The following is an 11202-nucleotide window of genomic DNA, read 5'->3' as shown; positions in this document are numbered from 1 at the left end:
ACCCGGACAGCACCCAACGCAAAGCGGCCCCCGACACGAAAGCCGGGAGCCGCTCACAACTGCCTCTTGACAACAACTTCTACATATCAGTTGCCGAGGTCGCCCAAGTCCCCAAGCCCGCCGTCCTTCGGCAATGAAAGGTCTTCGCTGCGGGGAAGTTCCTCCACATTGACGTCCTTGAACGTGATGACCCTGACGTTCTTCACGAAGCGCGCCGAACGGTACACGTCCCAAACCCACGCGTCCTGCAGTGTCAGGTCAAAGTAGACTTCTCCGTCAGCGCTGCGTGCTTGAAGGTCCACGTGGTTGGCAAGGTAGAACCGCCGTTCGGTTTCCACAACGTAGCTGAACAGGCCGACAACATCGCGGTATTCACGGTAGAGCTGCAGCTCCATGTCGGTTTCATAGTTCTCAAGGTCCTCGGCACTCATAGTTCCATCTTGCACTATCAGCCGGGCACCCTGCGCCACCTGGGAGGCAGGGCAGCTCAGGGTCCTGTCAGCGGCTCAGGTCCTGTGAGGTGCCAGCTTGTCCGGTGGTAGGCGCTGGCACCCTGGAGCCGGATCACGTCGCGGTGGGCGGTGGTGGCGTAGCCCTTGTTCTCATTCCAGCCGTAGGCAGGCACTTCTTCATGCAGCTCCACCATGATCCTGTCCCGCGCGACCTTCGCCAGAACGCTGGCGGCCGCCACACTTAGGCAAGTCATGTCTGCTTTGACCCGTGTATGAACCGGAGCTTCACACCAGGGCCCTGCAGGTCCAGTGTCGAACAGCGAGGCCTGCACCTCGGCAGAAAGCCAGTTATGGCTGCCATCAAGCAACACGACATCAGGCACGACGCCGCCGTCCAGGATCTCGAACCAGGCCCGCGTTCCCGCCAGCCGGAGGGCGGCGATGATGCCAACCTCATCGATTTCCTGTGCTGTCGCATGTCCAACGGCACAGGCCACCGCCCAGTCACGCACCAGTGGTTCAAGCCTGTTCCGATCCTCAGGCTTGAGGAGCTTGCTGTCCCGGACATCGGCCAGCAGGCCGTGGTCTTCCAGGTTGACCACTGTGATGCCTACACTGACCGGTCCCGCCAGGGCTCCCCTGCCGACTTCGTCCACACCAGCAAGCAGGCGCACGCCCGGTGACAGGAAGGAACGCTCCACGTCAAGGGTAGGAACGCCGACCGGCGTCTTTGCCTTGGCTTTAGGCTGGGCGGTTGCCCTTGTCCTGCCTTGCGTCTTGCCCTGCGGGCCACTGGCCGGTGTTGCCATTACTGTCCTGACGGAGCACGGGGGACGTCGCGGAAAACGTCCGGATAATTGTCGAGGATGGTCCATCGATTGACAGGCCAGGCGATAACAGTTGCCTTACCCTCTATGTCTTCAATGTTAACAAAGCCACCGTTGACTTCCTGGTGCATCCTGGAGTCCGCCGAGTGGTTTCGGTTATCACCCATGACCCAAACTTTGCCTTCCGGAACCACGATGTCGAACGGGTTGGGCTGGGGCGCCTCCGCAGGATTGATGTACGTCTCGTCCACCGCTACGCCGTTGATACTGACCTTGCCGTTGGCATCACAGCAAGAGACATGGTCGCCCGGGAGCCCGACAATCCTCTTCACCAAGTGCTGCTCATTGTCGTCGGCCGCCAACCCCACGAATTCAAGGGCGTCACCCACCCAGTCAAAGGGGCCGGCAGGTTTCTTGACCACTGCCGGAAGCCAGCCCTGGGAGTCCTTGAAGACGACGACGTCGCCGTGGGCCAGCGCGAAGGGCTCTGGAACCAGGAGGTTGATGAAGATCCGGTCGTTGACGTCCAGGGTGCTCTCCATGGACTCGGAAGGAATATAGAAGGCCCGGAAGAGGAATGTCTTGATGAGGAAGGACAACACCACGGCGATCGCCACCACCGTGGCTATTTCCTTCAGCCAAACCAGGGCTGGGTTCCGCCGGGGTTGCTCGGCGACGTGGGCGCCTCCTTCGGAACCCGTACCTCCGTTGGCAGCAGCCCCCTCAGCAGGAGAACTTTCCGGCCCGCGTGGCGTATCGCCGTCGGCCTGATGGGACTCAGCCAAGCCGGCGACGCCGGCCGTTCCGTCCGAGACCCGGGCGTCGTCGTCGTGCCGCTCGGGGTTCTCGGGAGCTTTGTCCGGCATCTACTATCCGTTCTTCGATGGTGTATCGGCCTGCGCGGAGCGAGGCATCTCTGCAAATCTATCAAGTGGCCAGATGATCTGGACCGGTCGTCCAATGACACGTTCGATAGGAACCATGCCACCACCGGGTGCGCCCAGCAGCCCACGGGAGTCCGCGGAACGGGAACGGTGGTCGCCCATGAGCCACAGGCGCCCCTCGGGGACATTTACGTCGAATTTCTGCTTGCTGGGTTCGTCGCCCGGGTACACATAGGGTTCCATCAGTGGCTGACCGTTGACTGTAAGGCGGCCGGCGGCGTCGCAGCATTGCACGTGGTCGCCTGCAACCCCAATCACGCGCTTGACGTAGGTGGTGTCGCTTCCCGTGAGCCCGAACCATTGGCTCGCGGCCGACACCGCGTCAACAAACGGACCCTTTCCGCTGCTCAGCGGGGCAAACGAACCCCGCCCGTCGAACACCACCACGTCGCCCCGACGGATCGGCTCCGAACTGAAGGCCGTGCGCGAGACCAGGATCCTGTCCCCCGTTCCCAGTAGGGGTTCCATGGACTCGGAGGGGATGTAATAGACATCGATCCACAAGGACCGGACCAGTCCGCTGATTGCGACGGCGAGAACCAACGCAAACACAACAAAACGCCAGCCCTGTTTCCGGGGCTGGCGTTCTGATGTGTCCATGACTCGTATCCCTGTTGCGTTGCGGATTGCTCCGGAAGCAACCGGGCACGAATCCTGGACCCGTTAAGTAAGTCGGAGGACCTACTTGGCGAAGTCGCGCTTTTCCTTGATCTTCGCAGCCTTACCGCGCAGTGCGCGCATGTAGTAAAGCTTGGCGCGGCGGACGTCACCCTTGGTGACGACCTCGATCTTGTCGATGATCGGGGAGTGTACCGGGAAGGTACGCTCTACGCCGACACCGAAGGAAACCTTGCGCACGGTGAAGGTTTCGCGAACGCCGTCACCCTGGCGGCCCAGGACGAAGCCCTGGAATACCTGGACACGGGAGTTCTTGCCTTCGATGATGTTGACGTGAACCTTGAGGGTGTCGCCCGCGCGGAACTCCGGAACATCGTTACGCAGCGAGGCTGCATCTACGCTATCGAGGATATGCATTAATCCACTCCTGGTGAACGCCACAGGTCATTCACTTTGGGTTACGGCGAACAAGCCCGCGGCACAAAGGCCACCGGAAATCTCCGCCGAAGTTTCTTGGTGTCCGGTTCCGCCACTGATTGGCGTCACCGGGTTGTCCGACTGTTGGCTGAACTCCCCCTGTGGCAGGTGTCAGCCCAGCAGACACAAGGGTTAATTCTGCCATATGCGCGACCGTCCGGCCAACTGTTCCGGTTCCCGCAAAGGTCCGAGGCCGAACAGCCGGCCTTATCGGCCCGTCTCGCCGCCGTGACGGGGCCTCAGGCGACCGTCGACGACGTCGTACCCGAGGTCGCCGAGGGCGTTACGGTCAGCGCGACTTAGCACACCGGCGTCGAATTCCGCCAAAAGGTCCGGCCGCCGCTCAGAAGTACGACGGAACTGCTCGTGCCGGCGCCATTGGGCGATCTTGCCGTGGTTGCCGCTGAGCAGGATGGCAGGAACATCGTGGTCCCGCCACGATGACGGCTTGGTGTACACGGGGTACTCCAACAGGCCGTCCGAGTGGGATTCTTCGATCAGGGACTCGGGGTTTCCCACAACGCCCGGAAGAAGACGCCCGATCGCCTCGACCATTGCGAGCACGGCGACCTCGCCACCGTTGAGCACATAATCGCCAAGACTTACCGGACGCACAGTGAAGTGATCCTGCGCCCAGTCGATGACACGCTCGTCGATGCCTTCATACCGGCCGCAGGCGAAGACAAGTTGCTCCTCTTCGGCGAGCTCGTAGGCCAACGCCTGGTTGAACCTCTCCCCCGCCGGGGACGGAACAATCAGGACAGGCTTTGGACCCTCGGGCGTCCCGGCAACGGATTCAAGGGCCTGGGCCCAAGGTTCAGGCTTCATGACCATGCCGGCGCCGCCGCCGTAGGGGGTATCGTCCACGGTCCGGTGCTTGTCCGTAGTGAAACTGCGGAGGTCGTGAACATTGAGTTCCAACAATCCGTCCTGGCGGGCTTTACCTATCAGGGACAGTTCCAGGGGAGCCAGGTACTCCGGGAAGATACTGACCACATCAATCCTCATGAGGCATCATCCCCCGCGCCGTCCTGTGACTCCTTGGCGGTATCGTCATTGATCTCAAAGAGACCTGCAGGTGGCGTGATGAGGATGTATCCGCCCTCGATGTTGACCTCGGGGACGATTTCGTCCACGAAAGGAACCAGGATCTCCTTGCCGTCATCGGCCTTGACCATCAGCAGGTCCTGCACCGGCATGGTGTTGAGGGCGGCGACCTTGCCGACAACCTGGGACCCGACCCGCGCCTCCAGGCCTACCAGTTCATGCTCATACCAGCCCTCGTCGTCGTCTTCCTCGTCAAGGTCCTCGGTCTCGATGAAGAGTTTGGCGCCGCGAATGACCTCGGCAGCGTTGCGGGTGGCGATTTCTTCAAAGCCCAGCAGGAGGATGTCCTTGTTCCATCGGGCACTACGAATCGTCAAGGGGCCAGCGGAAGCCGGCTCCACAACGAACTCTGTTCCAGCGACGAAGCGCTCGGAGGGCGCATCAGTGAGTACTTGCACCGTTACCTCGCCGCGAATGCCGTGGGGTTTTCCGATCCGGGCCACCTGGAGCTGCATGGGTTCCTCTGAATTCTTGGGTGCCGTGCCGCCGTGCGGCCACGATCTTGAAATTGTGGATAAAGCAATCCGGCCCCTCCACCATATTCGGTGAAGGGGCCGGATCTAAGACAAGTATTGCTGAGCGCGTTACCGGCGGCGGTCGGTGTCGACGACGTCGACCCTGACCTGCTCGCCACCAGCCAAGGCGGCAACCACAGTGCGCAGTGCGCGTGCGGTCCGGCCCTGGCGTCCGATCACCCGTCCGAGGTCCTCTTGGTGAACGCGCACCTCAAGGGATTCCCCGCGGCGGTTGTTCTTGGCACTGACCTTGACATCCTCAGGGCTGTCAACGATCCCACGGACCAAGTGCTCGAGCGCTTCTGCCAGCAATTTACTCAGCCTCGGTGGTCTCTGCTTCAGCCTCGGCCGGAGCCTCAGCAGCTTCGTCCTTCTTGGCCTTCTTGGTGATGGCTTCCGGAATGATGACGGAACCCTTCTCCGGTGCAACGAAGGCAGCCTTCGGAGCCTTGGTCTTCAGGGTGCCTTCCTGGCCCGGGAGGCCCTTGAACTTCTGCCAGTCACCGGTGATCTTGAGGATCGCGGCGACCTGCTCGGTCGGCTGGGCACCAACGGACAGCCAGTACTGGGCGCGCTCGGAAGCGACCTCGATGTACGACGGCTCTTCGGTGGGGTGGTACTTGCCGATTTCCTCAATGGCACGGCCATCGCGCTTGGCGCGGGCATCCATGACGACAATGCGGTAGTACGGTGCGCGCATCTTACCGAAGCGCTTAAGGCGAATCTTTACGGCCACTTTTGTGGTCACTCCTGTTTCTGAAACGGGGTTGAAGCCATCGTTCTGCACCCGTGGGGCGGGCCATACTTGAGGGTTCGAAGGACAAGATACGGGCACGGAGAGAGGGGCCGCACCGATCGAGTACCTGTCCATTGTGCCAGATGACAGACGCTTTTACGACTTACGCCACCCGGGACCATGTGTTATCGGTCACCCGCGCCGCCCTGAATCCGGATTCCGGCCTCAGACGGACCAGACGTAGAGGCCGGCGCGTTCGGCCTTTTCGACGTCGGTAGCCAGTGCTGATAGCTGCTGGACATACTGGCGCGACTCGGCTGCACCGAACGGCATGTCGTCCTGTGCAGCCCAGGCCGCAGCGACGTCGTCGAGGACGTTTCCCTCGCCTTCGCTCTCATAGGTGAGCAATTCGGCAAGGGCCCTCACCATGGCTTCGGGAACGCCCAGGAGCGCGTCGCTAGTGACGTCCACAAGGGCCAGTTCATAGTCTGCCCCTGCGGCATGGACGGCCTGGCCGGCCAGGTCACCGAGCTGCTCGACCTCGAAATCGGTAATGCCTTCAATCCTGACGGCAGGACCAGAGGCTTCCGCGCCCCGATCCAGGGCAGCTGCCCGCTTGAGTGCTTCATCGTGGGTGGCTACAAAAATTTCGGCAAAGCCCATGGAAAGTACTCTCATTCCTTCGTGCTGACGGGGCGGCGGCACCACACCCGAAAGGGCCGGTGACGCCAACGCCCAGCCTAGCGGACGGCGACCCGCAGCTTGTTGCGCCAAGGGTCTTCGAAACGCAACTCCACGCCGGTGTGGTGATTTTCCACGCCTGCCGTCTTCAACCGGTCGGCCAACGCTGCCACGTCCTCGCCGGCGGGCACCTCAATGACCACCTCACCCAAACCCAGGGTGTCGCGGCGTGGTCCCGCCCCGCGACTGTTCCACACGTTCATTGCCATGTGGTGGTGGTATCCGCCTGCAGAAACAAAGAGCGCCTGGCCGTGCCATCCGGCCGTCTTTTCGAAACCGAGGGTGTCTACGTAGAAATCGTGGGCTGTCTGGACGTCGCCCACCTGCAAATGCACGTGCCCGACGCCGGCAGCCGCCTCGCGCTGTCCGGTCACGGCAGCTTCGCTCAGGTGCTGCTGCAGGAACCGCTGCGGCGGGAGCGCAACGTTGTCCATGACTACATTCTTGCCATCCCATTGCCACTGTTCGCGGGGCTTGTCGTAGTAGAGCTCAATGCCATTACCCTCAGGGTCCGTGAAGTAGAACGCTTCACTCACCAAGTGGTCGGCGCTGCCAGCGAATGCCCGGGGTTCATATTCGGCCGCCGTGGCGATGGTAGCCGCCAGCGAAGGCTGGTCATGGAACAAAATGGCCGTGTGGAACAGGCCAGCCTCACCGCGTGCGGGAATCTGCAGTCCGGCAGCGGGTGCAAGGTGGACAAGCGGCTTCCCGACGCGCCCCAGATACAGCCCGCCATCCTGCTCAGCCACGACCACCAGGCCCAACGCGCGCTGATAGTAATCGCTCATGACCTTCATGTCGCCAACCTTGAGCATGACGGTGCCCATGGTGAGTTCGGCAGGAAGCAGGTCCTGGCTGGATGTTGTGGTCATGTGAAGCTCCCGAATCTGAGTGGCCGCCTTTCGGCACGTTCTACCTATCTAAATTACTTGAAGCTTCAATTTATTCCTAGCGGACGATATTACCCCGAAGCACGATGTGCTTTAGCTCCAAGACCGTTCCCACTTCAAGCCTGGGATCGCTCCGGCAAATCACGACGTCGGCACTCGCCCCTTCGCTGATAGCCTCCGCTCCCAGCCAAGCCCGCGCACCCCAAGCAGCAGCGTTCAGGACCGCAGAAGGCGGCAGCCCGGCGTCGTGCAGTTCCATCATTTCCTCTGCGATCCGGCCATGCTTGATGACGCTGCCCGCATCCGTGCCCGCGTAGATAGCCACGCCCGCCTCGAACGCCTCCAGCACCCGTTCCTTCCTGCGTTCCCAAAGGCGCATCATGTGGTCGGCGTACCTCGGAAACTTTGGCGCAGCTTGGTTGGCAATGTCAGGGAACGTCGCGATGTTCACCAAGGTGGGAACAATGGGCACCGACTGCTCCACCAATCGTGGAATGTGCCTGGGCAAGAGGCCGGTGGCGTGTTCGATGCAGTCAATGCCGGCATCCAACATGTGGTCGATCGTGTCCTCGGCGAAACAATGGGCGGTCACTCTGGCACCCTCATCGTGGGCGGCAGCTATGGCGTCCTTCACGAGGTTGGCCGGGAATGAGGCCGCCAAGTCACCAACGCCCCGGTCTATCCAGTCGCCCACCAGTTTCACCCATCCATCGCCTGCCCTGGCTTCCTTCCGGACAGTCTCCACCAGTTGCCCGGGTTCAACCTCGTGGCCCAGCCCGCGAAGGTAGCGCCGGCTCCTGGCGATGTGTCGGCCGGCCCGGATCAAGCGTGGCAAGTCCATCCGTTGTTGGACCCAGCGGGTGTCGCTGGGCGATCCGGCGTCCCGGATCAGCAGCGTTCCGGCGTCGAGGTCCGCTTGGGCCTGAGCGAGGGTGGTCGCCTCATCAACGGCTCCGCCTGCTCCCAGTCCGATGTGGCAATGCGCATCAACCAGGCCCGGCAAGACCCAGCCATCCAGCACCTCGTCCGGCGCCGCGGTTGGCCGTACGAACGTCAGGACACCGTCGACGGACCACATTCCCTCCCGCTCGTCGTCAGCTGCAACGAGGACGGATCCGCTGAATTCGATGATATTGGCCATGGCAAAAGCCTAGTCGGCAGCCGCACCGCCGACGCTTGCGGGCCATGTGACTGGGTGCACGTTCGGAGCTGTGGTAGCTTCATCTACGACCACACGGGGGCCCCTGCAGGGGCTGAGATCGGACTGACGCAGTCTGCGACCGTTGAACCTGTCCGGGTAATGCCGGCGAAGGAAGTGAGTAATCCTTGAGAACCACAGAAACACAGCACAGCCCTGCCCAAAACCACTCCGCTCCAGCCGCAAGCGGTGCCGTCACGCAGTCCCTGAAATCCCATTCGCTGGCCTACCTGGAGGACCCGGGCAACGGAATCCGTGTACCCGTCACGGAGATCGCCTTGGAGCCCTCCCCCAGTGGACAGGCCAATGCTCCACTGCGGGTCTACAGGACCTCAGGCCCGGGAAGTGATCCCGTGGTGGGCTTGGCGCCCTTCAGGGAATCCTGGGTGGAAGCCCGCGGCGATACCGAAAGCTACCGGGGCCGCGAGCGGAACCTGTTCGACGACGGCAAGTCAGCGGTTCGGCGGGGCGCGGCATCCGCGGAGTGGAAGGGGGCGCAACCGGTGCCCCGGCGCGCCGTCGAAGGTAGGACCGTCACCCAGATGCACTACGCCAGGCAGGGCGTCGTGACTTCGGAAATGCGGTTTGTGGCGCTGCGCGAGAACTGCGACGTAGAGCTGGTCAGGAGCGAACTGGCAGCGGGACGGGCCATCATTCCCAATAACATCAACCATCCGGAATCCGAGCCGATGATCATCGGAAAGGCCTTCCTGGTGAAAATCAACGCGAACATCGGGAATTCGGCCGTGACGAGTTCCATCGCGGAGGAAGTCGACAAACTGCAGTGGGCAACGCAATGGGGCGCGGACACTGTCATGGACCTGTCCACCGGCGATGACATCCACACCACGCGCGAATGGCTCATCCGAAACTCCCCCGTGCCCATCGGAACCGTGCCCATCTACCAGGCCTTGGAAAAGGTCAACGGAGAGGCCAACAAACTCACGTGGGAGATCTTCCGGGACACCGTCATCGAGCAATGCGAGCAAGGTGTGGACTACATGACCATTCACGCCGGCGTGCTCCTTAGGTATGTGCCGCTGACGGCCAACCGGGTCACGGGGATCGTGTCCCGTGGTGGTTCGATCATGGCCGGCTGGTGCCTGGCGCACCACCAGGAGAACTTCCTTTACACGCATTTCGACGAGCTATGCGAAATCTTCGCCCAGTACGACGTCGCCTTTTCCTTGGGCGATGGCTTGCGTCCCGGCGCCATCGCCGACGCCAACGACGCAGCCCAGTTCGCCGAACTGGACACCCTTGCCGAGCTCACCCGGAGGGCCTGGGAATTCGATGTGCAGGTCATGGTGGAGGGACCCGGGCACATTCCGTTCCACCTGGTCCGGGAAAACGTCGAACGCCAACAGGAACTCTGCAACGGGGCCCCGTTCTACACACTGGGACCACTGGTCACCGACATCGCGCCCGGATACGACCACATCACCTCGGCCATCGGGGCAACGGAGATCGCCCGCTACGGCACAGCCATGCTCTGCTATGTGACACCGAAGGAACATCTGGGGCTCCCCAACAAGGACGACGTGAAAACGGGCGTGATCACGTATAAGATCGCCGCCCATGCAGCGGACCTCGCAAAAGGCCATCCGGGCGCACATGAACGCGATGATGCCCTCTCCAAGGCACGCTTCGAGTTCCGCTGGCGCGACCAGTTCGCCCTGTCCCTTGATCCTGTGACCGCTGAAGCCTTCCACGACGAAACGCTGCCGGCGGAACCTGCGAAGACCGCCCACTTCTGCTCCATGTGCGGCCCCAAGTTCTGCTCCATGCGCATCAGCCAGGACATCCGTGACGAGTACGGTTCGGCCGAGGCGCAGGCGGCCATTGCAGGGATGTACAGCGGGATGCGGGAGAAGAGCGAGGAGTTCCTGGCAGCCGGCGGCAAGGTCTACCTGCCGGAGCTGCAGATTCCGGCGACCAGTGCGGCACGCAGCGCAGGAGCCGACAACGACCTCTCAGGACGCCTGAACTGACATCGACCTGCCGACGTCGGCGATGAACCGCCGGATGATCCGGTCGCCGTCGGCAGAATCCTGGGGCCGGTGTCCTCCCGCAGCAACGCGGCGAAGGGCACCGGTCTCTTCGAGGTAGCCGGCGATTTCCTCATACAAAGGCTCCCAACCGCCGGTCAGGACCAAGGTGGGGACGCCCGGGACAATGTGCAGGGGCGCCTCCCAGGGCGGAGCTTGCAGGCGGAGGCGCAGGGCCGAACGCCGTGCCTCTGGAGTATCCAAACCGCCGGTCTTCACTGAATAGGCCCGGCGAAAATACTCGCGCTCATAGTCGGCATCGCTTAGTTGGTTCCGCACCTGGAACAGTGGTTCCATAAGCGCCCGATGGGACGCTGTAGCGGGAAGTTCCGCGGTCAGGGACAGACAAGCCGGCTCCACCAGCGACAGGGAATGCACCAGGTCAGGGCGTTCCAACGCTGCCAGCATCGCCGAGACGGCACCTTGCTCATGGGCCACCACGTGCCCGCCACCGCTGCTGGTCAGCGAACCGAGCAGAATACGAACGTCCGCCGCCACATCTGACTCCAACGGTTCTGCCGCGGGATCAAAACCGTGGCGCCGCAGGAACAAAGCGTCGTAGCCCAGTGCCATGCCATGCTGCTTTGGCCATGCCGCAGCGCCGAAGCTACCCACACCGTGGACGAAGACTACGCGCTGCTTGTGCATT

Annotated in this window: 14 protein-coding genes and 1 riboswitch; of the genes, 1 reads left to right on the top strand and 13 read right to left on the bottom strand. The window is 62.3% G+C overall.

Going from position 1 to position 11202, the window contains the following annotated elements; translation table 11 throughout:
* Nucleotides 1-86 precede the first annotated feature (86 nt).
* The 12 genes from ACFRJ9_RS18035 to ACFRJ9_RS17980 all read right to left on the bottom strand — a co-directional run bounded on the left by ACFRJ9_RS18035 (nucleotide 87) and on the right by ACFRJ9_RS17980 (nucleotide 8448).
* The gene (locus tag ACFRJ9_RS18035; protein WP_089595421.1) at nucleotides 87-431 is read right to left on the bottom strand and encodes a DUF2469 domain-containing protein; all 345 of its coding nucleotides are present in this window, start codon (nucleotides 429-431) and stop codon (nucleotides 87-89) included.
* Nucleotides 432-487: 56 nt separating this feature from the next.
* On the bottom strand, nucleotides 488-1261 hold the full coding sequence (locus ACFRJ9_RS18030; RefSeq protein ID WP_377670699.1) for a ribonuclease HII: 774 nt from the start codon (nucleotides 1259-1261) through the stop codon (nucleotides 488-490).
* A complete protein-coding gene (gene lepB / locus ACFRJ9_RS18025) occupies nucleotides 1261-2145 on the bottom strand; it encodes a signal peptidase I (protein ID WP_377670697.1) in 885 nt (294 codons plus the stop codon). The genes ACFRJ9_RS18030 and lepB (ACFRJ9_RS18025) overlap by 1 nt, the downstream gene beginning before the upstream one ends.
* Before the next feature lie 3 nt (nucleotides 2146-2148).
* Nucleotides 2149-2823: a signal peptidase I gene (gene lepB / locus ACFRJ9_RS18020; RefSeq protein WP_377670694.1), complete on the bottom strand. Its 675-nt coding sequence runs from the start codon at nucleotides 2821-2823 to the stop codon at nucleotides 2149-2151.
* Nucleotides 2824-2904: 81 nt separating this feature from the next.
* The gene (gene rplS, locus ACFRJ9_RS18015) at nucleotides 2905-3258 is read right to left on the bottom strand and encodes a 50S ribosomal protein L19 (RefSeq protein ID WP_014922079.1); all 354 of its coding nucleotides are present in this window, start codon (nucleotides 3256-3258) and stop codon (nucleotides 2905-2907) included.
* A gap of 267 nt (nucleotides 3259-3525) precedes the next feature.
* Nucleotides 3526-4326 carry a tRNA (guanosine(37)-N1)-methyltransferase TrmD gene (gene trmD / locus ACFRJ9_RS18010; protein ID WP_377670692.1) on the bottom strand — a complete coding sequence of 267 codons (801 nt, stop codon included), beginning with the start codon at nucleotides 4324-4326 and terminating at the stop codon, nucleotides 3526-3528.
* A complete protein-coding gene (gene rimM / locus ACFRJ9_RS18005) occupies nucleotides 4323-4880 on the bottom strand; it encodes a ribosome maturation factor RimM (RefSeq protein WP_377670690.1) in 558 nt (185 codons plus the stop codon). The genes trmD and rimM overlap by 4 nt, the downstream gene beginning before the upstream one ends.
* A gap of 129 nt (nucleotides 4881-5009) precedes the next feature.
* On the bottom strand, nucleotides 5010-5252 hold the full coding sequence (locus ACFRJ9_RS18000) for an RNA-binding protein (RefSeq protein ID WP_011775119.1): 243 nt from the start codon (nucleotides 5250-5252) through the stop codon (nucleotides 5010-5012).
* A 1-nt stretch (nucleotide 5253) separates the two neighbouring features.
* Nucleotides 5254-5676, bottom strand: coding sequence for a 30S ribosomal protein S16 (gene rpsP / locus ACFRJ9_RS17995; RefSeq protein ID WP_377670688.1), 423 nt, complete (start codon nucleotides 5674-5676; stop codon nucleotides 5254-5256).
* Between the two features lie 225 nt (nucleotides 5677-5901).
* Nucleotides 5902-6339, bottom strand: a complete 438-nt coding sequence (locus tag ACFRJ9_RS17990) for a hypothetical protein (RefSeq protein WP_377670685.1) — start codon at nucleotides 6337-6339, stop codon at nucleotides 5902-5904.
* A gap of 77 nt (nucleotides 6340-6416) precedes the next feature.
* Nucleotides 6417-7289: a VOC family protein gene (locus tag ACFRJ9_RS17985; RefSeq protein WP_377670684.1), complete on the bottom strand. Its 873-nt coding sequence runs from the start codon at nucleotides 7287-7289 to the stop codon at nucleotides 6417-6419.
* Nucleotides 7290-7365: 76 nt separating this feature from the next.
* Nucleotides 7366-8448, bottom strand: a complete 1083-nt coding sequence (locus tag ACFRJ9_RS17980; RefSeq protein ID WP_377670682.1) for an amidohydrolase family protein — start codon at nucleotides 8446-8448, stop codon at nucleotides 7366-7368.
* An 83-nt stretch (nucleotides 8449-8531) separates the two neighbouring features.
* Nucleotides 8532-8639: riboswitch (TPP riboswitch) on the top strand.
* On the opposite strand from ACFRJ9_RS17980, the gene thiC reads away from it, so the two are divergent.
* On the top strand, nucleotides 8634-10496 hold the full coding sequence (gene thiC / locus ACFRJ9_RS17975; protein WP_377670679.1) for a phosphomethylpyrimidine synthase ThiC: 1863 nt from the start codon (nucleotides 8634-8636) through the stop codon (nucleotides 10494-10496). Its footprint overlaps the riboswitch before it by 6 nt.
* Here thiC and ACFRJ9_RS17970 read toward each other — a convergent pair.
* The gene (locus ACFRJ9_RS17970) at nucleotides 10479-11201 is read right to left on the bottom strand and encodes an alpha/beta fold hydrolase (protein WP_377670677.1); all 723 of its coding nucleotides are present in this window, start codon (nucleotides 11199-11201) and stop codon (nucleotides 10479-10481) included. The genes thiC and ACFRJ9_RS17970 overlap by 18 nt on opposite strands.
* Between the last annotated feature and the right edge of the window lies 1 nt (nucleotide 11202).

Source organism: Paenarthrobacter sp. NPDC056912 (genome assembly GCF_042786555.1).
GTDB lineage: Bacteria > Actinomycetota > Actinomycetes > Actinomycetales > Micrococcaceae > Arthrobacter.
Note: the sequence above shows the minus strand (reverse complement) of the source record. Positions and strands in the feature narration are given on the sequence as shown.